This window comes from Rossellomorea vietnamensis (assembly GCF_008180415.1).
In the GTDB taxonomy this organism is placed as follows: Bacteria; Bacillota; Bacilli; order Bacillales; family Bacillaceae_B; genus Rossellomorea; species Rossellomorea vietnamensis_C.
In genome coordinates, this window is sequence record NZ_VTEI01000007.1 from 238,450 (window position 1) to 260,193 (window position 21,744).

The window sequence follows — 21,744 nt, forward strand, 5'->3', positions numbered from 1 at the left end:
ATTCCTTTATCTCATACGAGAGCCCTAAAATCTGTAGGTCGCTGAACGGCCGCTTCTGCTTTTGCTTCACCGCCCGCCCCGCGGAGTCGTCCGCCTGGAGCGGAAATCCATTTCGTTTAATGCAGCCACAATCTTTTCGAAAACAGCCATTTTTAAAGTAACACAACACTGCGATTTCAAAGATAAACCCGAGTATCTCTCATCCACTTTTCCATTTCATCCGGACGAACAGGCCTTGAAATAAAGTAACCCTGTCCCAAGTCACAATTGAGATCATGAAGGAGGTCGAGTTGTTCACCAGTTTCAATTCCCTCGACGATTACCTGCATGCCCAGCCCTTTCCCCATTGTTGAAACAGCCTGGACAATGGCATAGTCAGAACTGCTTTCCTCGATATTCTGAACAAATGATTTATCAATTTTAAGAACGTGTAAAGGAAGATGCTTCAAATAACTTAAAGATGAATAACCTGTTCCGAAATCGTCAATGGCAATTTTGACTCCGAGGGCCGACAGTTCCTCCATCCTATCAATCGTATGTTCCGAATGCTGGATCATCACACTTTCTGTCAATTCCAGGCATAGGTACTCCGGGGACAGCCCAGACAGTTTTAATGCGCAGTTGATTTCCTGGGTGAAGGACGGCTGTTGAAACTGGTTAGCAGAGACATTCACTGAAATATAAAAATCAGGAAGCCCTTTTTCCTGCCATTCCTTCGCCTGCTTACAAGCCTCTTGAAGTACCCAGTTTCCTATTGGACCTATCAATCCAGTTTCTTCCGCCAACGGAATGAACTCCATTGGAGATACGGTTCCCAAGTAAGGGTGATTCCATCGGATAAGAGCCTCTGCTCCAATTACCCGCCTTCCGCTCAGCTTCACAATGGGCTGATAATAAAGGGTGAATTCCTCCCTTTCAAGTGCCTTTCGCAGATAACTTTCCATTTTCACTTTTTTCAGCGTATTTATATTCATTTCATCCGTATAGAAAACAACCTGATCTCCACCATTTGATTTGGCCCAATTCAATGACGTATCGGCATTTCGCAATAAGTCTGACAGGTTGGTTCCATGGCTTGGATATACGGCGATACCTATACTTGCTTTTATATAGAATTCCTGGTTTCCCTGTACGATTGGCAGCTGGATATGTTCTGCAATTAGTTCTGCAACTTGCCTGATTTTCTCGTCTGTTACGTTTTTGCTTATCAGTATGGTGAATTTATCACTGCCAAACCTGCCAAGATAAGCCCCTTTTGGCAGCACACTTTTAATCCTTTCAGCCAGCTGGATCAATATGCGGTCACCTGCAGAATGCCCCAGTGTGTCATTAACCAGCTTGAAACGGTCTATATCCAGAAAGAGGATGCCGAGACGGCGCTTCTTTTTATTGGCCCGTTCGATGAATTCTTCTGATAACTCCCTGAATTTCACTCTGTTCGGAAGACCTGTTTCTGCATCGAAATAAGCCAGCTGGGTGATTTTCTCTTCCGTTTTCTTCTGTTCGGTAATATTCCTGCCGATTCCGAATAAACCCACGCACTTACCGTCAATGGTAATCGGGATATTTTTTATATGAAATAGTTGAACCTCCCCTGACTTGGAAGGAATCCATAGCTCATAGAATTGCTCTTTCCCTGACAGGGTCCTGAAGAAATGCCTTTTGATCCGGGGAACATCCTCTTCAAATATATAAGATATGGATAGTTTTCCGATCAGCTCAGATTCAGAGTATCCAAATGTCTTCAGGAAAGTGGGATTAACAGAATTAAATTTACCTCTTAAGTCGGTTGAGTAGACAAAATCAGTATTATTTTCAAATAGAGACCGATAGTATTCCTCGGAAATCTGGATATTTTCATTCAACTTCTGTATGTCGTTAGAAGAAGCATTAATCAGCTGTGTAAGGGAAACCCTTGTATTTCCTTCTGAAGTATGAGTGTACTGAAACCTGTCCCTCTCAACAGGGAGCAGCTGATCATTTTCAGAGATAGAGAGATAAGTAAGAGAATGGGAATATAAGTCAGGTGTTTTGCTGCCGTCCATTAAAATTTCCCCATGCGAGAAAAAACCTGATGTATTTGCTATCTCTGCCATCATCTCCATTTCGGACTTAGTAAAGTCCGAAATGAACTGCCTGCGTGCAGCGCAGTTAAAAATGAATAGAGCTTCGGCCGGCTTCCTCCTTAACCGATTTAATTCTTTCAATGAACATTCCACAATTGATTCCAGATCAGCAAACGCAAAAGTGAGACTGTCTCCCTGTTTCACTTCTTTACTCATTTCTATAGAACCATTTCCCAGGATCCTTATTGGAAAGAGAGTGGTTACCCCCTCATTTCTCTTCACTAGGAAAGGAAACTCAACACCTGACTCCGGAAGACGGGAAACAAAGCTTTCCCCTAGATAGTGTGCCAATACCTTCAGTGGTTTCAAATGATCGATCTTTTCAATGACGGCTCCTTTTGACTGCGTGACCGTTAATGGCCTTCCAACTTCTTTCCATTGTTCATTGATAAAGGTTTGAACAATCAAGCCAGAGTTGTTCAGGGCAGCCGCAACTATACCCTTTTCCGATGCTTCTATTTCCGTCAATACAATTGACTGTTTTCTTCCTGGAACATCTATTGAAACACCGCCTCCCACTGGTATCTGGGGAGTTATAGAATGAAATCCTTCAAGGATTCTTGGCAGATTTACATCCAGATGGCTCGCAAACAGGATGACTGCTTTTGTTTCCATATCGACGAGCTCTTCAGCCAGAAGTCTGCCTGTTTCATATGCTCCCTCATCATCAATGACTTCCAGAAGCTTAGAAACTGCTTCTGTTTTTTCAAGGATGGTAAAGGACAAAACAGGAGAATCATTAATAATCTCTCCATTTATAATCTGACCCTCAGTACTGCAGCCGATTATGACAGCCATAGGCAGATAGGATAAAATTTCTGCTCTGATCCGTTTCGCCTCATCCATAGGCACTTGTCCCAAAAACATCTGAACAAGTATAGTCGGGTATAGTTCTAATTTATTTGAGCTGATGTAACCAGCCAGTCTTTCTCGAGAAGAATATATATGATTGAATGATTTAGCCATTGGACACACCACCGCTCTTGAAAACAATCTATGTAATACTTTTTCTTTTGTTCAGTATTCGTATATTCAATTCAGACGTATAAGACTTATATAAAAAATACCATAATTTTCAGACATATTGTACAATTATTTGTGAATTTTGTAGAATATTAAGGGAATTTGGGTTGTTTTATCTTTTCAATTGGAGGCTTTTGGGATCTTTAATAGAGGGTGGATAACTTTATACTATCTGCTGGTCAGTACACTCTTTTAGCTTACTGCCGCAGAGTCGGTGTGTTTTCAGATAAGTTCGAGGCTGTACTCGTTTTCATTGTAATGTATTTCCATATTCATGCACAAAAAAGCTGCTCCCTTTAGAGCAGCCTTTGCAGTATTTAGGCCAGAGACCAAAGTCCCAATGGCAGCCAGACACCAAGGTAAAGTGTCACTACCAGGGCAATAATCAATTGAGCCCAAAAAATACCTGTTTTTTTGCCTTTATTAGTCCGGACTAAGATCATTTCAAACATGGCAATGACCCACAATCCTCCCAATAACTTCAGACCGTACTGCATCGGAAAGACTCCTTGATGTTTCCAGAACAGAAGAGCTCCTGTCAGGATGATCAATAGATAAAACAGTCTCAATGTCATATGAACAATTTTCATCGCTTTCTTTTTGCCGCTGTTATGTAGGTACAGTGCTGCAAAGAACAAAATAATCCCGATCACCCATGTTGCAATATGGGCATGAGTATTATCAAACATGTACATTTCCTCCTTGAACAACTAATATCCTCATTATCTTACCATACCTCTCTTCATCTGCACGAATAATACCTGCTTATGACAAGAAATTGTAACTTCTATTGAATGGTATTGGTAAGCGTTCCAATCCTGTCTATGGAAATTTCAACTTTATCACCGGATTTTAAGAACCTTGGAGGTGTGAAACCTTTCCCTACCCCTGAAGGAGTACCTGTTGCAATGATATCCCCTGGTTCAAGCGTCATGCCTGCTGACAGTTCTTCAATAATTTTTCCTATTGGGAAAATCATATCACTTACTGGTGCCTCCTGACAAACTTCCCCATTCACCCGGGTTGTAATGGTGAGAGATTCGGGATTCTCAATTTCATCTGCCGTTACGATATAAGGACCGATTGGGCAAGTCGTATCAAGGCTCTTGCCCAGGAAAAACTGCTTATGCTTTTTTTGAAGGTCTCTGGCCGTGATGTCATTGAGTATCGTATAACCAAAAATATGGTGACAGGCTTCTTTTTCCGAAATATTTATCCCTTTGTTACCGATAATGACCGCGAGTTCTCCTTCGTAATCAAGCTGTGAAGTTAGAGAATTATGGGATTGAATAGCCGTCATGCTGCCAGTCACCGATGTTGGTGCCTTTGTGAATATCATGATATGCTCCGGGATGTCCGCCTCGCTTCCCATTTCAATCGCATGTTCACGGTAATTCTTGCCTACACACATGATATTTTTAACTGGTCTCGGTATCGGCGGGAGCAGAGTCACATCTCTCCAAGGAAATACAAGTGAGACTGTATCCTCGAGTGACTCTCCGAATCTTACCAATTCCTTCAGGCGGCTCATATGCGTCTCTTCTTCTTCTTGAATAAGCTGAAGCAGTGAGTCAGGAAGCACTCCCTTCCCATCAAAACTTCTTTCCAAGGCAGCCAGATTCCAAATCGCCTCTCCTACTTCCTTTACAGCACCGTATCTTTCTTCCTTCCCTGCTTTGAATGATACCAGTTTCATGATTCACCCTGCCTTTATCTCTTTATTTGGCTCTTTTCATAAACTTTGTTGCTATTTGATACAATTTTACAAAGATACATCGGAATATCCTCGTTAGTAAGAGAACGAGAGCTGCTCTTTATGATTAGAGAGTTATACCTAAGTATCCAGGGGAAAAATCTGTATCTTGGTATTTTACCGAAAGCAGCAAGTTATGCGAAAACATCCTTTTATTTAGATGTTTCCGCTCCCTCTTTTTTATAAGTAAGGACTCTCCAAAGCTTTTCCATGGGTCCTTGGCGGAACTTGGACAACCATAATTCTGACAGAATCACTCCAATCAGGAAAATCGCTGCCGCCAGCCATGTTCCGGTTACCAAGGTCACTTCTCCATATAACCCCAAACCATAATTATAGAAAATCAATGTTCCGATGATTGACTGTGCCAGATAGTTCGTCAGTGACATTCTTCCTGCAGCTGCCAATGGCTTAAGAACGGTTGAAATTTTTCGGTTAATCAATAATAAAGCCAACAGTATCGCATATGATACTGATAAGAATGGAGCTCCCAGCATATCTTGAATATAGGCAGAAGCAATGTTGGCATGAGTAGTAAACGGCAATGATTTCAGGATCAATCCTGCAGAAGCGAAAACGGCCAGCATTACTATCCAGAATTTTTTATGTTCAGGAATCCGTTCCAGCACTTTCAGCTTGCCGGCACCTGCTCCAACCATGAGCATTGGAAGAATCGAAAGCATCAAGAAAATAATATTTCCAGGACCATTTACATTGTACCAATCTTCAAATCTCTGAAGAAAGATTTCTTTGAAGCTTCCACTGCTGTATGCTTCCAATGAATTCGTGATATTTGTTAAATCGGAATAAAAAGCAGTACCTGCCGGATCGGTAACACTAACGAGCAGAAGCAGGATACTGAAAAACATTTGTGGAAGCAAAAATAACAATGCGCCAGTCCACAGCAATGCTTTTCCGGACATTTTCATAAAAGCAAGTAATATCAGGCCAAATAATGCATAGTTGATCAGAATATCACCAGACCAAATCAGGAAGGCATGGACACAGCCTATGAGCAAAAGTACGAGAAGCCGCCTTACAGCAAGGGGGTAAAAGTTTACTCCTTTCTCTAGTGACCTTTCCTGCTGCATGGCCAATCCATATCCAAACAGCATAGCAAACAGAGGATAGAAGCTGGATTGAACCAAAATATCTATCCACGGGAACAGCTGCTGGTCAGCCGGCGAACTCCACCACGAATAGTGGTCCACATACAAAAATGGCGAATGAAAAGAGATCATATTAATGATGAATATTCCGAGCAGCGAAAAGCCTCTTATCACATCAAGTGAAAGCAGCCTTTCCTGTTTATTGACTGGTTGAAGTACCTGCATGTTTCTGTCTCCTTCTCTAACGAGTATATCCTCTATTGTAACTCGTTTAGCGCTTTTAGGCGATTATCACATCCACCGTCCGCTGTCATAAGATAATCTAACTAACTCAGCAGAAAAGGTGTGAACAGTATGCCGGCTTTTGTAGGAGCTGTTCAAGTTATCAGCGTGGGATCGAGCGGGGTCTTTCATATCGGTGACGTCTTTCAAATCAGACCGGTTTCTTCCGCAAAAACATTTGCAGGAGCGGGTTCGTTCATTACCGGAGATGGGATTTCTGTTTACAATGAAAACTCTGTTACCTACACAATTGATGATGATACGCTTGACCAGGGAATAAATTTTACATTGTGATTGTGAGGGTGATCAAGATGAAACTCTATGTCCAGCAGTCCATCCATATACACATGATTAAAATCGGGGGAATGTCCAACTCCTCCGTATTCCAGATTGGCACCTCAGGACAAATCCTCCCTACTTCTTACCTTTATAATACAGGCGGGTTTGAGGAACCAGCACCTGAACCGGAAAAGAACGGCCCAGCACCAGAGGGGAACGATGTATTGGTTCCTTTGACTGCTCCAGGAATATAGAATTTTAAAAGAAAGCGGTGACTACCATTGCAGCAGTATTATACTTACCAACAACTCTATCAATTTATAACTGAGCAAAACAAACGAGTAAGCAACCTTGAGACACTCATCCAAGAGCTGCAGCAGGAAGTCTCTGCTCTAAAAGAAAAACCATCCATCAATGTAGAAAGTATTGAATATCGATTTGACCAGCTCAAGGTTGAAACCCTGGAAGGGACGCTCAATATCGGCTTGAACCCCAGTGATTTGGAAAAAATTGAGGACTTCGCTGTTGAAGGGCAGCCTGCAGGCCCCACTCCCCCTGTCAAGCAAGTTGACATGGAAGATATGCAAAAGTCCCTCATGCCAAGGGTAAATGATTATATTCAGAAAGAAGTCCCAGGAATCATCAGTGACACCGAACTTCAATTAGGCATATCACTGGATGAATCTTATTATGAATTGATTAAAGAAGATATAAAGAAGCAAATGCCGCAAAGAATTCAATTTTACCTTCAATCCATGCCTGTATATCAGGAAAGGCAGCAAGGAGAACCAGCTTGGGAAGAGAAGATTTTCACCAAGGTAAAAAGTGATATCGTGAATGCCATTCATGCCTTCATGTCCAATCTTCCCCCCAATATGAAAGGAGATGTTGAAAATGAACCTTCAAGTGATCAATCGTGAATTATGCGTGAATACCCTCAATATTGAGGCAGTGGCAAGTTCTTCCCTGCTATTGATTGGAGACGCCAATATCATACAGCTTGCCTCCACCTTCGACACTCCCGCTGAGTCACTCATTATTGGACCATTTGTTCCTTTGACTCCGAAAGGGTGATTGTAAATGGGCAATAGATATTCCATTGTAAAAGAGTTTAAAATTCGGACTCTCTCTTTCAGTTCTGTCCTTCAGATCGGAGACTCTAAAGAGATCACCTCCTTTCAAAAGGCATTAGCCGTTCAAAGGGAAAGAGAGTTATTCTTTTCCAGCGAGGGGGATTTCAGCCAGTATCCCATATACAGTGAGCCTATTCCTTTTACGCTGCCCCCCCCTCCAGTTGCTTTCACAAAACTAGACGAGTGCCCGATAAAAGTGAACAACATCGATATTATCGGTTCTTCCTTTTCATCTGTCCTCCATATTGGCCAGACGGAAAATGTATTTATGGAGGCAAGGGTCAAGAATATCCGGCAGCTCAAGCCTCGTGGAAATGATGAAGTATGAACAAATGCCCTGTTTTTTTCATAAAGTAAAATTATAAGCCAATTTGACGATAAAGGGTGTATTCTTATGCCGGCTATTATAGGACCTGTCCAAATTCTCAGTGTAGGCGGAGGGAATGTCCAGTTCGGGGATGCAGGAATTATTTCTCCAAAATCCAGCCAAAAAACAACAGCGGGCTCCGGCGGTTTCAATACAGGGCCTTTCCAGCTTACGTATAACGTGTTCAGTGCGAATACGACCTTTGATTGCAATGTAATCGACCAGCCGATTACCGGGAATAACTAAGGGAAGGCAGATTGGTTGATCATCGCCTTCCCTTTCGTTTTCTTTCATTTGATTTCCTTGATCTGACCAGCTTGGTGGACGGCTGTTTTCTAATCCATTTTACGAATTTCGCTATCCTTTCATCTTTCTGGAGACTTTCGATGGTCGATAACCTTGCAGCCAATTCTTCGTTCGTATAAAGCGAATGAATTTGTTTATGGCAGGCTCTGCAAAGTTGAGCAGTCGGCAGGAACGTTCCTCCCTCTTCCTTCGGGGTGAGATGGTGCCTGGTTGTCTCAACTTCTTCTCTCATACATAATTCACAGGTCCCAATCAAATTCTTTACCATCCTTTCCACCTCCTGCCTTTTATTTGATGGTAGTCTTTCGGAATTTCAGAAAGACTGGGGTATCAGCAGACCTGCGGGTTTGTTGGCTGTTTAATGATATTGACCTTTGTTATGGGCCAGACTGAATACTGCTTTCTCTCTGTTTTCGTGTGCCTCGCTAACGTCGAACAACCCCCATCTCTGCCCGCTCGTAATCAAGTTATATTTACCCTTCCTTAAGCTTAAACATACATTTGGTTCCATTGCTGTATAACATGCTGTCTTTCTCCACACTAAAAATGCTCCGGTGAAAATATGAGGCCACTGAAAAAAGACCAGCAGAGACTTATAATTGTAGAATCGTGCCTTTTCCGCTTCAGGTGTTAGCCCCCGGCTCCACTGGGCTGGCGCCTGTTTTAGCCGGTCTTTTAGCTAAAGCTGCCTGTCATTTCCATGATTACGTACCCAGCGGTAAAAAATAAGGGAACTTTTTTCCCTTAATCGCAGATGCATACTTATTTAGGGGGTAAATAGCGGAAGTTTTTTCCTTTATATGATAAAAAAGCACCTTTTTTAAGTATATTAAGCTAAATAAGGGAAATTTTTCCCCTATTTCACATTTTTACAGTGTTTGTTAGTAAATAAGGGAACATTTCTCCTCTATTTTTATCAAAATAGTGAACCACCTTGCTCCGTGCCACCGGGCACTGCGTTAAATTAGCATCTTTCCAACCACTAGTTGAGAAAGTACACCGACAGCCAAATTTCCCAAAAAACATCTAAGGGTTCTAAAGCTAATGAAGCAAAGAGAGCGACAAACACATTGCTTTCAAAGAAAAAAGTCAACTTTTCCTCTTATTTAAGGAAGGAAAGTTGACTTTTTCTTTGTTAATAACAAGTGGATTTTAAAATTCGGCAGATCTTGAGTACCCCCAAAATCCCCCGGAGCTTTCGCATCTATTCTTTTTCCACATTCAATACATGGCTGCCGTCAAAGAAATAAAGATACCGTTCATTGATTGTTTCCTTCCAGATCCGTTCAACGGCTTTGGTATACAATCCTACCTGCACAAGATAACGATCAAGCAGAATCGGTCTTGCTTCCTCAAAGCCGCCTTTGTAACGGTCTTCTATGCCATCAGTCTTGTAATCCATGAGGACAAGGCCATTTTCGTCCCGGAAAATCAGGTCGATTATTCCCTGGACAAGAACTGTTTCCGAATCTTTTGCAGAAGCCGCCGCATCAATTTCCTGGACAGGTACAGCCATACTGAAAGGAACCTCCCGGTGAATTTCCTCAGCTCTCAATACTCTCTGCCCCATATCGCTTTTGAAGAATCCAAGGATGTTCTGCTGGTCAATGGCTTCGGCCTGTTCATCTGTCAGCAGTTCCTTCCGCTTCAGGTCTTCAAGGAGCAAACCCAGCGACTGCTCGTCCGGCATTTCAGAAAAAGAAATATGCTGCATGACCATATGCATGGCTGTCCCGATTTCAGCCGGGGTCAGCTCTTTCTCTTGAAGGAATTTAGGCCGCCTGAAGACCGGCTTCTGGATTTTCCTTACCATCCTGTCACTGCTGGCTTCGTCAGAAATCTCAAACATCCTTTTGATTTCCGAAACGGATTGCTTTGAAGGGAGTACTGCTGCTTCGGGAAATGGATAACGCCATGACAACGCTTCAACGACCTCCTCTTTATCAGGAGATTCCTGCTCAACCGGAAGTCCTTCTTTGACCTTTTCCAGCCATTCCGTCTCCTTGGCATCTTCTTCTCCATCTAAAATCAGGAACTGAGATTTCGGAATGACGTCAAGCTTCCAGCAAGACGGATGCTCACCGATTTCTGGATGAAGAGGACGGGATGCAGCACCACTCTCACTTAAGAGTGAGCAGTCCCTGTGTCTGACAAGGGCCGGTCCCACCCAATCCATGAAACTCAAGGCTTTGGCCCGTTCAAAGTCCGGAAGCAGCCATCCCTGATGATGCGCGGCTGCATTCCATTGTTTGATTGACTTTTCCGCATCTTTTACAGTGCCTATAAGGTATAGTTTTTCTTTCGCACGGGTAAGGGCGACATACAGCACCCTCATTTCTTCTGCTATTGTCTCAAGCCTCTTCTTTCTTTTAAAAGCCAGCTGAGGCAATGAGGGATAACTGATCCTATTATCCGGGTCAAGGTACTTCGAAGCAAAACCATATTCCTTATCAAGCAGATAGGGCTGGTTCAGGTCCATTAAATTGAACTGCCTTGATAGTCCAGCCACAAATACGATTGGAAATTCAAGCCCTTTACTGGAGTGGATGGTCATCATTCTCACCACATCTTCCTGTTCACTCAGGGCTCTTGCTGCTCCTAAATCATCTCCCCGTTCGCGCATACGGTCTATGAAGCGCAGAAAACGGAATAATCCCCGAAAAGAGGTTTCTTCATATTGGCGTGCTCTGTCATAGAGGGCTCTTAAATTGGCCTGCCTCTGCTTGCCCCCAGGCATCCCGCCGGCGAAATCATAAAACCTCGTATCGCGGTACAGCTGCCAAACTAATTCTGCCAGTGACCCCTGGCGCGCTTTGGTTCTCCAGACAGTCAAGCTGGAAAGAAACCTGCTTATCTTTTCATGCACTTCTTCATCATATTGATCCGGTTTTTTACGGATATATTTTTGGACCGCTTCATAATACGTACCTGATTTAGAGTGGATACGGACCTCGGCAAGTCCCTCTTCATCAATCCCGACTATCGGTGACCTCAATACCGAAACAAGCGGGATATCCTGATAGGGGTTATCGATCACTTTCAACAAAGACAGCATGATGGCAACTTCTGTCGCTTCGAAGTAGCCAGTTGAAAGATTGGCATAGATTGGAATGCCCTGTTTCTTGAACTCTTCCATTATTTCAGGAGCCCAAGGCATCGAGCGGAGAAGGATGACAATATCCTTGTATTGCAGCGGACGGTGGCGGCCTGCCTTCGGATCGTATATCTCTTTGCCTCCGCCTATCAACTCTTTGATTTTGAGTGCCATATACCTTGCCTCGACCACTGATTTTTCCAGGTCCGCTTCATCATAAACCAAGCCTTCCATTTCAGGAGTATCAACAGTTTGGCTGACACCTCCATCAGACTGGTCTATGACCGCCACTTCAATGGGATATTTTTCATCTTCAGGATAGGCCGCTCCCTTCACGAGCAAAGCCTCATGATCATAATCAATATCCCCGACATTCACACCCATAATCTGTTTGAATAAAAAGTTCGTTCCATCAAGGACTTCCATCCTGCTGCGGAAGTTCCTGGATAAGTCGATTTTCATTCCTGTCTCTCCGCCTGAAGGGGTGAATCGGTTATACTTTCCTAAAAACAGATTCGGCTCTGCCAGGCGGAATCGGTAAATCGACTGTTTAACGTCTCCTACCATAAACAAGTTCCCTGCTGACTCCTGGTCAGACGTTACCAGCCCCAGGATGGATTCCTGCACAAGGTTGGTATCCTGATACTCATCCACTAGCACTTCTTTAAACTGTTTCCTGTACTGGAGGGCTGCAAAGGATGGCTTCAATCCTTCAACTCCCCCATTTTCCGTCAGGATTTCCAGACAGAAGTGTTCAAGATCCGCAAAATCGACGACTCCCTTTTCATTTTTTAATGAATGGAATTTTTGACTGAAGCCTCTTACAGCTTCGACGAGGGATTGAACGACTGCCCTCATTTTTTTCATATCCCTCAAGTAGGTTCCAGGTTTACGGGAAAAGAAATCCTCCGCTATCTTCTCAATCATTTTCTTGCCTTTATCCCTTAGAACCTTTGCTTCTTCCACTAGGTCAGGATCATATTCTTCACCTTTACAAGGCTTCAATCTTGAAAATTTAATAGATTGAAACACGGCATGCCCCTCGGTCCATGACTGTTGAAAAGAAGAACTGATTCGTTCAGTCAGGGAGAGGTCATCCAAAAAGTTTTCCGCTCTTGGAGCAGGGCCGCCGGGCTCTTTCGATAAATCATATGCCTGCTGAAACAAGGCCTCTGCCCCTTTCAAGTTCAGCAGGATATCAAATTTCAGCGCTTCAATGAATGGGAGGTCATCAATACTTCCCTCTTCTTCCACATCATACATATCTACCAGATTGCCAAGCCACGCATCAGGGTCGGGATGCGATCTTGAAAAATCGTACAGCTTGCGGATCATATCCTGAAGAGCCGCGTCACTCCTGTCGTTTGTAAAGGTGTCCACAAGCTTGTAAAAAGAGTCATTATCCTCTTTTCCATATTCCTCTTCAAACAACTCATCCAGGACTTCATCACGTAACAGCTCACCTTCTGTATCATCCAGGATCCTGAAACCGGGATCGATATCAATGAGATAATAGTATTTACGGATGACCTCCAGACAGAACGAATGGAGAGTGGAAATCGACGCTCGGTTCAACAGGCTCAGCTGTTTCCGCAGGTGATAGGAACTGGGATCGGCCGTAATCGCCTTCTCCAATGCCGTTCCTATTCTATGTCTCATTTCTGCCGCTGAAGCATTGGTGAACGTCACGACAAGCAGCTCATCCACATTGATTCCATCTTCTTTGTCCAGCATCTTTTGGATGATCCTTTCGACCAGTACAGCCGTTTTACCGGAGCCGGCTGCCGCCGCAACAAGGATATCCCTTCCTTTTGCCCAGATAGCCTTCCATTGGTCATCTGTCCATGTAGCATCTTCGGGCTTCATTGGAATATTATTCATGGGCGTCTTCCTCTCCTTTCATCTTTTGCAGCAGGTCTGCCGGTTTTCCTTCGGTAAAAATACGAAACTCATTTTCTTCAAGAGAAGAATCGAACTGACAGACTGATTTGAATGAACAGAACTGGCATGGAGTCCGGTCCTTTAATTTATATGGAGTGATATCCGTTCTTCCAGACATAATGTCATCGCCTGATTTCTTATACAGGTTCCTTACATGTGTTCGCATGACATTAAATTCTTCTCTATCCGCTGCTTTCGTACGTGATGATAATGTTCCGTCTTTCTTCAATCCTGCAGAAATAATATTGGATGTACCCGATTCCAGTGACTGGTCCATCATGCGGACTACATCGGTTTCGCCCAGGACAAGCCCCTTCATCTTGAAGCTTTTGAAGATTTCCTCTTCAATTTGTTCAAGCGTAAGGATTTTTTTGCTGTTCACCATAGGGTTATGAACATGGAAATAGAATACCCCCGCAGGATTTGCATCTGCGCCGATCAACTTCCGTGAATGCGTCAAAACGATATCCAGGTATGTCAGCATCTGCAGTGATAGACCATAGTACACTTCTGTCATATCAAGGTCCCTGGCACTCGATTTATAATCGATGATCCGCAAAAAGACTCCTTCATCACTTTCCGCTTTATCAACCCTGTCGATCCTGCCTTGAAGCGCCATCTTTGTCCCGTTTTTCAATGTAAAGGAGAATGGTGGAAGTTCCGCTTTCGGTCCGAACCCTAATTCAAGCCCTACCGGTGAGAAGCCGCTTGCTTTTGCATGCTCGCTCAAAATCAAGGACGCCCTGCCGATAACATCCTGAAGCTTCTTTTTAATATAGTGGTGCCGATTGGAACTGAGCAGAATTTGGTGCTGAAGCTTAGGAGCAAGCGACAGAACCGCTTCCCTTGCCAGTTCAAGGCACTGCGTTTTTGTCAGTTGTTTCCACGTTAATCCATGCCGGTCGATTTCCTCCGAAATCCACTTAAGCGCAGCGTGGAACATATCTCCTATATCAGGTGCTTCCAGACGGTAGATGTCCCGTTCACGGAGTTTCAGTCCATGATTGGCGAAGTGGGAGAAAGGACATCCATGGAACATCTCCATTCTTGAAACACTCGCCAATATTTCATCACCATAAAGTGCCTGGCTCGTATCGTCTCCGAGCCGCTTTCCTTTATTTTGATAAGACAGGCTGGAAAGTATATGACTGGCCCGTCCTTTCCAAACAGGATCAGCAACGTAGTAGTTGTAGACGTCCCACCAGAATTCCTGCAGGTGATAGCCTCTCTTCTTCGCTTGCAGACCAGATGTCAGATAGGAGATGGTCACATTGGGATGAGAGACATAAGCAAGCTGCTCATTCTTTGGCAGCTCTGAAGGATCATTGATCAGCAGGCTGATTGAAGTTTGAGAACACAGCTCTGACAACCTCTTAATATAAGCCGATGGCAGAAGTGCCTTTCCTTCTTCGTTTGCAATTGGATAGGACACATAAAGCCTTTCTGAAGGTGTAGTGAACGCCTTATAAGCAATAAACTCTTCATCAAGGAGCCTGGTTTTGCTTCCAGGGGCTATACTCAACCCAGCCGTGGTCAATTTCTCCCTGTCTTCATCAGAAAAAATTCCGTCCTCTGTGATTTTGGCAGGAAGAACACCATCATTCACCCCGATGACAAATGCTGCCCGCAAATCGGCCAGCCGTGATTGCTCAAGATTGGCGATCATCACCTGGTCAACCGCAGGAGGCACCAGGGAGAACCTCATTGATTCAATTCCGGCATCTATAATGGAAGCGAATTTCTTCACGGTTACTTCTTCGTCTCCTAAAATTTCCACAAATTGATCAAGCAGATCCATGACGGCATTCCAAGCCTGATCATGCTCCCTCGCTGAGATGATATCACCTCTGCTCTCTGCCTCCATTCGCAGCCTTTCCAGCTTGGCGGGAATATCGAGTTCTTCCAAATAAAGATAAAGAATCTCACATAAATCCCGGCCGGTACTGCCTTTTTTCAACCGGCGGCCAAAACGCAGGATTGGTGCAGAGATAAATAAACGCAGCTCATTTATCTCCTGCTCCATCTCCCGTTCTCTATCTGTTTGGGGCATATCCGCCTGTTCCAGGCCGCGGAACCTGCGGTATAGCCATCTATCCCTCCTGGTCCACTTATCCCCCTGTATTCCGTAGGCAAGAACGTAATTCTCAAGCCTGTCCATCTGCTCCCTCAGCAGCTGGGGATCACGCTCATATGGAAACAGCAAGTCTGTCTTGACTGCACGGAATACAGGTTCGTACCGCCAGTTGCTGTTCATGATTTCGAGTGTGGAGCGGATCAGCTCAATCAACGGATGATTCAGCATCTTCCGTTTCTGGTCAATAAAGTAGGGAATTTCATAATCATAAAATACCGTCTCAATGATATCCTGATACTCCTGGCCATTCCGGACAAGAACAGCCATGTCTTTATATCGGTAACTCTCGTTTCTGGCGAGTCTTCTGATTTCCCTGGCCACTCCTTCAATTTCCGCTCTCCGGTTTGAGGCTTCAAGGATATTCACCCCTGAAGCTCCCTCAAACGGAAGTACCGGCCTTTTTTCAAAGTTCTCTTCTATATGCTGCAATCCCTTATCCAGAAAGCGGCTGGTCTTCTTCAGGACGATTTCTTCTTCCACGCCCCCTCTTGAGACATGAGCAAGTCCGGATAAGGCACCGTAGGTTTCGGAAGTCATCCTGAATAAATCTGTCTCATCACCCTGATGTGAAGAAGATTCAGCAGTTAAGGAAATCGTAACTCTAGGGCAATAATCCATCAACTTACCAATCACCGCATATTCCTGAGGTGTGAAGCTATGAAATCCGTCTATGAAAATCTCAGCTTCCTGAAGAAAGCCGGACTTCTCTATCGACTCTTCCAATAAGGTAAAATAATCTTCCGAATCAATATACTTGCCTGATAGATTTTCTTCAAAGCTGTCATAGATCAACTGCAGATCATGAAGCTTGTCCGCTAATGCCTTCGACTGCTGTCCGTCATCCGCGTAGCTCTCCCGGTTTTCTGATAATTCTTCCGGCGAAACGCAATACCGCTTGAATTCAGTCAGCATCATTTCCACATGCTCAATAAAACCAGCCTTATCCGATGCACGCGAAAATAACTTCAACTGATCCTTTTTATCATCAATGATTTTCCTGATCAGCATATTCAGGCCGACACTTGATAGGTGATACCGGTTCAATCCTCCGGTCTCCTGAAGGATTCTCCAGGCAAGGCGTGTAAAACTGTACACCTGAGCACGGATCATCCCGTTTATCCCTTCTTCATTGACCAAATTATATTCAGAAAGAAATGTCATTTGGTCTGGAACAAGGTAAATGACCGGACTGCCGTTTGGTTCCTGTCTCAGTTTTTCTTTGATTTCATTTAAAATCATATTGGTTTTGCCTGTTCCGGCACGTCCCAAAATAAATCTGACCGACATGTTCCCACTCCCTGTGTTCATTATTTTCTTTATTATTTATAAATTGAGGATATTTTGTTTTTAGTTATTTAAAAGGTCTTTTCGTAAGGCTGTTTTCGCAAAGATTGTGGCTATTTTAAAGAGTAATGGATTTCCGCTCCAGACGCGCGACTCCGCGGGGCGGGCGTTGAGCCTCCTCGGCTTCGCCTGCGGGGTCTCACCTGTCCCGCTAGTCCCGCAGGAGGTCGCACGCCTTCCGCTCTAATCCTTCCACGTACAAATGAGGAGAGGATAAAATAGCATCAAAAGCAATAATCTTTTAGAAAAGAGCCTTTCGTAAAGAATATGGCTGATTTATAGAAACTTCATATTAAAATGAAGAATTGTATTTTTAACAGATCACAAGGACAGCCAAGCTCTTAATCCTGATTTACTTTCTTAGATTTCGAATTTCTTTGTACCAACAGTTCCTCACAAAGCTCAATACAAATACCTTGTGAACGATAATGATTAAGCAGCTGCACTGAATCAAGATCAATGTCGTTATCCTTTAAAATCTGTGTGAACTGCTGAAAGGTTAAATTAGATATCGTCATAACCCTTTTACCAGGAAACGATAGCTGCAGACTTCTATTTATAACATCTTGCTTACTCCCAAGTGTTTTTAGCGAAGAAGCAAAGGTCAAGACTGTTTCAATGAAGTTGATTTCTTCGTTATTGATGCTGTTTTTAATTAACCAATCTGTTACTGTCTCGTTGTTCATTTTATAATCCACTCCGTCATTCGGCTATATATAAGAAATTTCAGCTCTCCAGCCATTACATCCATAACGGAGCTAAAGGACTGTCTACGTTCATTATAATATACTGTGTTCAATCTGTCGGGATTTGCAGTTCTGTTATCCATGGAAAAATTATGGAAGACAGCAGGAACTGTAAATGTGACAGGCTGCCTTACATATTTTATGGGTAAAGGAGGATGAAACATGAAACTCTCTTCTTTACGTGCAGAAGCTCTTTTGGTCACCATGGGGATTTTTGTGGCCTGCAATATATATACCTTGATTCCGATGTACGATGCTGTGGCGGAATCCATTTCGATCAGAGCCGAACAGGTTGTATTTGCCGGAAGTATTTTTACATTTTGTTACGCTGGAGGTCTGTTTCTTTTTGGAGGAATTTCCGATGTAGTCGGCCGAAAATCAGTGATTGTATTCGGCATAGGGATTTCAGCTCTAGCTACAGGGGCTGTCGCACTATCAGGAAACGAATGGAGTTTGTACGCCACCAGGGGGCTGCAGGGCTTTTTTCTGGGCAGCTTTGCACCTGTTGCTTTTGCCTATTGTTATGAACTGTTTGAAACGAAGAAGCGCACTCTTCTGCTCGCGTTAATCAACTCCGGGTTCCTGGCTGCCGGCATTCTTGGGCAGATTATCAGCAGTTCCCTGTCAGGATGGTTCGGCTGGCAGACCGTTTTTTATTTCTTTGCGGCCATTTATGGCTTCTTGTTCCTGTTTGGTCTCAGTGAACTTCCGGTTACTTCTAACACAGAAAAGAGAGATTTTTCCCCTGCTGCTTACATTTCCATTTTAAAAAAGCCGGCTTTATTCATGTGCTACGGGATTGTCCTTCTCCTGCTCTTCACCTTTGTCGGCTACTATGATACTCTTTCCCGGTACTATACTGGAAGCTCCGCTGAATTGCTGGCCATACGCTCAGCCGGTTTGCTAGGAGCAGGACTATCTTTATTTACCAACTACTTCATTAAGCAATTGGGGGAGACGAAAACCTTGTTTTTCGGGCTTCTTCTGGGCAGCATAAGCATCCTCCCTCTCCTGTATCATTCAGGTTATACTATCTATCTTCTGTCTTCTATAACCTTTGTGTCTGCCATTTCTTTGCTCATTCCCACGATCATCACGTTCATCGGCAATTGGGCAGGCAGCCACAGAGGAAAGGCTTTGAGTTTATACTCTTTTTTCCTTCTCACCGGTGCCAGTTTTGCTCCTTTGACTATTATGGTTCTCTCCTATAAGCAGGCATTATTTTTGCTTTTAGGAGCATTTGCCATTCAGGCGATTTTCGGGTGTTTCATGAGAGTGAACCACAGTTCACTTCAAGATCAGCAAACAATCTGACGAGGCTTAGCCATTGAGATCAATAACCAAACAGAGAGCCCGGATGTATCCTGGCTCTCTGCTGCTGTTTTACATTGTTTCCACAAAAACGGTCGCACCCATGCCTCCGCCTACACATAGAGACGCAATCCCTTTCTTCAGTTCCCGTCTGTTTAATTCATGGACCAGGGAAACGACGATTCTTGCCCCTGTACAACCAACTGGATGGCCAATGCTTATCCCGCTTCCATTGACATTCGTCTTATCCCGGTCAAGGCCGAGCTCTTTTTCTACAGCAATATACTGAGCTGCAAAAGCCTCATTCACCTCAATAAGATCAGCTTCCTCAAGAGACCAGCCTGTTTGGGAAAGACCTTTCTCCACTGCCGGCACCGGCCCCCTGCCCATCAGCTTCGGATCAACTCCGGCCACTGAACATCCAGAGATTCTTGCCAGCGGTTTGAGGCCTCGCTTTTGTGACTCTTCTTCTGACATTAAAATCAAGGCTGCTCCGCCGTCGTTCAAACTTGAAGAATTTCCTGCTGTCACGGTTCCTCCCTGTCGGAAAGCTGGCTTGAGAGAAGAAAGCTTCTCCATTGACAGGCCGGCACGCGGACCTTCATCCTTTGTTATCGTTTTGGATTCCCTTCTGGACTTGACCGTTATAGGGACAATTTGATCATCAAAATATCCCTCTTCAGCGGCCTTAACAGCCCTTTGATGGCTCAACTGCGCCAATTCATCCTGTTCTTCTTTCGTAATATTATGCATCTCTGCCAGGTTCTCCGCTGTCTCTCCCATCATGATTCCATGAATTGGATCCTCCAGGACTTCCCAAACTGAGTCGCGGATTTCACCATGCTGCAGCCTCTGTCCCCAGCGATGACCTTTCATTACGTAAGGACTAGAGCTCATAGCTTCCACTCCGCCGGCAAGCACTATATCGGACATGCCCGTTTGAATCTGCATGAATGCAGAAATGATGGCCTGCATTCCGCTGGCGCATTGTCTCTGGATAGTGTAACCAGTCGTTGTATCCTCAAAGCCGGCCAACAGTGCTGCGGTCCTTGCTGTATTCGGCTGATCAGTCCGCTGGATACAGTGACCCAGTATGACTTCATTGATATCTCCCGGTCCAAGCCCGCTTTCTTCCGCAGCCTTTTTCATTACCGGCACAATTAAATCGGTCGGCAGCAGATCTTTGAATGCTCCGCCAAAAGCTCCTACAGGAGTCCTGAACGCAGACGTTATCACTACATTTCTCATTTTCTTCATCCTCTCATTTACATCATTATTCCGCCATCAACCTGAAGAACAATTCCATTAATATAGTCAGATTCCTCCGAGGCTAAAAATAAATAAGCGTTTGCCGCATCCTCGGCTTTCCCGAATCTTCCCAAAGGAATTAAAGCATTCATTTGTGCTTTCACCTTATCGGGAATCTTCGCGGTCATTTCTGTCTCGATTACTCCCGGTGCAACGGCATTGACATTGATTCCCTTCGATCCAAATTCCTTTGCCCAGGTTTTGGTCATCCCGATGACAGCTGCCTTAGATGCAGCATAATTCGTCTGGCCCACATTCCCGAAAAGTCCACTGGCAGACGCTGTATTGATAATTTTTCCCTTTCCACTTTTCACCAGGGCCGGCAGAAATGCCTGAGTACAGTGAAATACCCCTGTTAGATTAACATCGAGTACTTTTTGGAAATCTTCCACCGTCAACTTCGACATAAGGCTATCCCTCGTGATACCGGCATTATTGACTAAAATGTCAACACCGCCATGTTCCTTCATTACCTTTTCCGCAAGGGTGTTAACGCTTTCACGATCGGCAGTATCAACCTGATAGAATGAAGCATTTCCTCCTGCATCCCTTAATGCTTGAGCCTCCGTCGCTCCCTTGCTCTCATCGAAATCTGCCATAATCACCCTGCAGCCTTCCCGGGCAAACTTTTTAGCGGCTGCCAGCCCGATTCCATTCGCACTGCCCGTAATAACAGCTGTTTTATTCTTCAATCTCATTATGTATCCTCCTTACAATCTTCTCTTCATGGTTGAATATTTCGACAATAAACCATCTGATTCCTCTAATTTCAACGGAAAATGTCTGTATTCGAAATTAATGGATGACTACAGTGAGGATATTACTTCTGTTTTAGTGCACTCTATGAGTAGATTTTGAAAAATAGACCTTACCGAACGGAGGGATACTATGAAGAAAAAGCTGCTATATATGCTTCTTGCTGCGATGCTGGCAACTTCGATGACTGCATGCGGTGACGCCCCTGGCGAAGACGAAGTAGGCGATGGTGAAGTGAATGATGAGGAGTAAAACCAGTTTTCAATGCGGCACACTCTGATACGCCGTTCCTCCTGGTCATTATGAAACACATCATTCAACTTGCCATGCTGCAAGTTGATGCTGTGTTTATTTTTATGATTAGGTTTGTCTTTTTTTCGTTATTCCAGTTTTTAGAAATTTTAGTTTTCCTGTACTTTAAGGCAGGCACCCGGTCGGGACTTGATATCCTTTAGTAATTACATGGCTTGGCAAAAAACATACCGTTATCTTTTGCTTAACTTATCTATAATGGTATGCTTTCCCGCTAATCGTCCCGTTATCTTCTACTAAGCTCTTTTTATTGGTACGATTCGCGTTCATCCAGCTTATATCTATTTATGTCAGACTGATATTGCTTCTTCCCCGACAACCTGCCATTCAGGTTATTTGCCCCTGGGAACTGAGTCTGTTTCACTGCATACGGACTCTCCGGCGCTGTGATGGGCGGGGACATAATGCAAAATCATCATA

At 44.0% G+C, this 21,744-nt stretch carries 17 protein-coding genes; 7 read left to right on the top strand and 10 right to left on the bottom strand.

Annotation, left to right across the window (positions count from 1 at the left end; genetic code table 11):
* Positions 1–176 precede the first annotated feature (176 nt).
* From FZC78_RS14895 to FZC78_RS14910, 4 genes are all read right to left on the bottom strand, one after another.
* Entirely contained in the window at positions 177–3,092 is a 2,916-nt protein-coding gene (locus FZC78_RS14895) for an EAL domain-containing protein (protein ID WP_148940726.1), read from the bottom strand.
* 374 nt (positions 3,093–3,466) lie between these two features.
* Complete coding sequence (locus FZC78_RS14900) at positions 3,467–3,838, bottom strand: YisL family protein (protein WP_148940728.1); 372 nt, start codon at positions 3,836–3,838, stop codon at positions 3,467–3,469.
* A 98-nt stretch (positions 3,839–3,936) separates the two neighbouring features.
* The gene (locus FZC78_RS14905) at positions 3,937–4,845 is read right to left on the bottom strand and encodes a fumarylacetoacetate hydrolase family protein (protein WP_148940729.1); all 909 of its coding nucleotides are present in this window, start codon (positions 4,843–4,845) and stop codon (positions 3,937–3,939) included.
* Positions 4,846–5,054: 209 nt separating this feature from the next.
* Positions 5,055–6,236 (bottom strand): DUF418 domain-containing protein, encoded by a 1,182-nt coding sequence (locus FZC78_RS14910; protein WP_148940731.1) that lies wholly within the window; start codon positions 6,234–6,236, stop codon positions 5,055–5,057.
* Between the two features lie 129 nt (positions 6,237–6,365).
* Between FZC78_RS14910 and FZC78_RS14915 the strand changes: the two genes are divergently transcribed.
* The 6 genes from FZC78_RS14915 (at position 6,366) to FZC78_RS14940 (ending at position 8,318) form a co-directional block, all read left to right on the top strand.
* Entirely contained in the window at positions 6,366–6,587 is a 222-nt protein-coding gene (locus FZC78_RS14915) for a spore germination protein (protein WP_148940733.1), read from the top strand.
* 17 nt (positions 6,588–6,604) lie between these two features.
* Positions 6,605–6,826 carry a spore germination protein GerPB gene (locus FZC78_RS14920; RefSeq protein WP_148940735.1) on the top strand — a complete coding sequence of 74 codons (222 nt, stop codon included), beginning with the start codon at positions 6,605–6,607 and terminating at the stop codon, positions 6,824–6,826.
* Between the two features lie 27 nt (positions 6,827–6,853).
* Positions 6,854–7,492 carry a spore germination protein GerPC gene (gene gerPC, locus FZC78_RS14925; RefSeq protein ID WP_148940737.1) on the top strand — a complete coding sequence of 213 codons (639 nt, stop codon included), beginning with the start codon at positions 6,854–6,856 and terminating at the stop codon, positions 7,490–7,492.
* Positions 7,467–7,646, top strand: coding sequence for a spore gernimation protein GerPD (locus FZC78_RS14930; protein ID WP_148940739.1), 180 nt, complete (start codon positions 7,467–7,469; stop codon positions 7,644–7,646). The genes gerPC and FZC78_RS14930 overlap by 26 nt, the downstream gene beginning before the upstream one ends.
* Before the next feature lie 6 nt (positions 7,647–7,652).
* Complete coding sequence (locus FZC78_RS14935; protein WP_148940740.1) at positions 7,653–8,033, top strand: spore germination protein GerPE; 381 nt, start codon at positions 7,653–7,655, stop codon at positions 8,031–8,033.
* A 66-nt stretch (positions 8,034–8,099) separates the two neighbouring features.
* Positions 8,100–8,318 (top strand): spore germination protein, encoded by a 219-nt coding sequence (locus tag FZC78_RS14940; RefSeq protein WP_148940742.1) that lies wholly within the window; start codon positions 8,100–8,102, stop codon positions 8,316–8,318.
* 19 nt (positions 8,319–8,337) lie between these two features.
* On the opposite strand, the gene FZC78_RS14945 is transcribed toward FZC78_RS14940, so the two are convergent.
* From FZC78_RS14945 to FZC78_RS14960, 4 genes are all read right to left on the bottom strand, one after another.
* On the bottom strand, positions 8,338–8,646 hold the full coding sequence (locus FZC78_RS14945) for an HNH endonuclease (protein WP_148940744.1): 309 nt from the start codon (positions 8,644–8,646) through the stop codon (positions 8,338–8,340).
* A gap of 936 nt (positions 8,647–9,582) precedes the next feature.
* Positions 9,583–13,353 carry a helicase-exonuclease AddAB subunit AddA gene (gene addA, locus FZC78_RS14950; RefSeq protein WP_148940746.1) on the bottom strand — a complete coding sequence of 1,257 codons (3,771 nt, stop codon included), beginning with the start codon at positions 13,351–13,353 and terminating at the stop codon, positions 9,583–9,585.
* A complete protein-coding gene (gene addB, locus FZC78_RS14955) occupies positions 13,346–16,834 on the bottom strand; it encodes a helicase-exonuclease AddAB subunit AddB (protein WP_148940748.1) in 3,489 nt (1,162 codons plus the stop codon). The genes addA and addB overlap by 8 nt, the downstream gene beginning before the upstream one ends.
* Before the next feature lie 398 nt (positions 16,835–17,232).
* Positions 17,233–17,577 carry a hypothetical protein gene (locus tag FZC78_RS14960; RefSeq protein WP_148940750.1) on the bottom strand — a complete coding sequence of 115 codons (345 nt, stop codon included), beginning with the start codon at positions 17,575–17,577 and terminating at the stop codon, positions 17,233–17,235.
* A gap of 222 nt (positions 17,578–17,799) precedes the next feature.
* Here FZC78_RS14960 and FZC78_RS14965 point away from each other — a divergent pair, with 222 nt between their 5' ends.
* Positions 17,800–18,951 (top strand): MFS transporter, encoded by a 1,152-nt coding sequence (locus FZC78_RS14965; RefSeq protein ID WP_148940751.1) that lies wholly within the window; start codon positions 17,800–17,802, stop codon positions 18,949–18,951.
* 69 nt (positions 18,952–19,020) lie between these two features.
* On the opposite strand, the gene FZC78_RS14970 is transcribed toward FZC78_RS14965, so the two are convergent.
* Together FZC78_RS14970 and fabG are read right to left on the bottom strand one after the other, a co-directional pair.
* Positions 19,021–20,196, bottom strand: a complete 1,176-nt coding sequence (locus tag FZC78_RS14970) for a thiolase family protein (RefSeq protein WP_148940753.1) — start codon at positions 20,194–20,196, stop codon at positions 19,021–19,023.
* Positions 20,197–20,213: 17 nt separating this feature from the next.
* Positions 20,214–20,954: a 3-oxoacyl-ACP reductase FabG gene (gene fabG / locus FZC78_RS14975; protein ID WP_148940755.1), complete on the bottom strand. Its 741-nt coding sequence runs from the start codon at positions 20,952–20,954 to the stop codon at positions 20,214–20,216.
* Positions 20,955–21,744 lie beyond the last annotated feature (790 nt).

Excerpts from the sequence above, each read along its gene's own strand:
- FZC78_RS14915 (WP_148940733.1), top strand. The coding sequence starts at position 6,366 with ATGCCGGCTTTTGTAGGAGCTGTTCAAGTTATCAGCGTGGGATCGAGC.
- FZC78_RS14900 (WP_148940728.1), bottom strand. The coding sequence starts at position 3,838 with ATGTTTGATAATACTCATGCCCATATTGCAACATGGGTGATCGGGATT.
- FZC78_RS14970 (WP_148940753.1), bottom strand. The coding sequence starts at position 20,196 with ATGAGAAATGTAGTGATAACGTCTGCGTTCAGGACTCCTGTAGGAGCT.
- FZC78_RS14905 (WP_148940729.1), bottom strand. The coding sequence starts at position 4,845 with ATGAAACTGGTATCATTCAAAGCAGGGAAGGAAGAAAGATACGGTGCT.
- FZC78_RS14940 (WP_148940742.1), top strand. The coding sequence starts at position 8,100 with ATGCCGGCTATTATAGGACCTGTCCAAATTCTCAGTGTAGGCGGAGGG.
- addA (WP_148940746.1), bottom strand. The coding sequence starts at position 13,353 with ATGAATAATATTCCAATGAAGCCCGAAGATGCTACATGGACAGATGAC.
- FZC78_RS14895 (WP_148940726.1), bottom strand. The coding sequence starts at position 3,092 with ATGGCTAAATCATTCAATCATATATATTCTTCTCGAGAAAGACTGGCT.
- FZC78_RS14960 (WP_148940750.1), bottom strand. The coding sequence starts at position 17,577 with ATGAACAACGAGACAGTAACAGATTGGTTAATTAAAAACAGCATCAAT.
- FZC78_RS14945 (WP_148940744.1), bottom strand. The coding sequence starts at position 8,646 with ATGGTAAAGAATTTGATTGGGACCTGTGAATTATGTATGAGAGAAGAA.
- addB (WP_148940748.1), bottom strand. The coding sequence starts at position 16,834 with ATGTCGGTCAGATTTATTTTGGGACGTGCCGGAACAGGCAAAACCAAT.
- FZC78_RS14935 (WP_148940740.1), top strand. The coding sequence starts at position 7,653 with ATGGGCAATAGATATTCCATTGTAAAAGAGTTTAAAATTCGGACTCTC.
- FZC78_RS14965 (WP_148940751.1), top strand. The coding sequence starts at position 17,800 with ATGAAACTCTCTTCTTTACGTGCAGAAGCTCTTTTGGTCACCATGGGG.
- FZC78_RS14930 (WP_148940739.1), top strand. The coding sequence starts at position 7,467 with ATGAACCTTCAAGTGATCAATCGTGAATTATGCGTGAATACCCTCAAT.
- FZC78_RS14910 (WP_148940731.1), bottom strand. The coding sequence starts at position 6,236 with ATGCAGGTACTTCAACCAGTCAATAAACAGGAAAGGCTGCTTTCACTT.
- fabG (WP_148940755.1), bottom strand. The coding sequence starts at position 20,954 with ATGAGATTGAAGAATAAAACAGCTGTTATTACGGGCAGTGCGAATGGA.
- FZC78_RS14920 (WP_148940735.1), top strand. The coding sequence starts at position 6,605 with ATGAAACTCTATGTCCAGCAGTCCATCCATATACACATGATTAAAATC.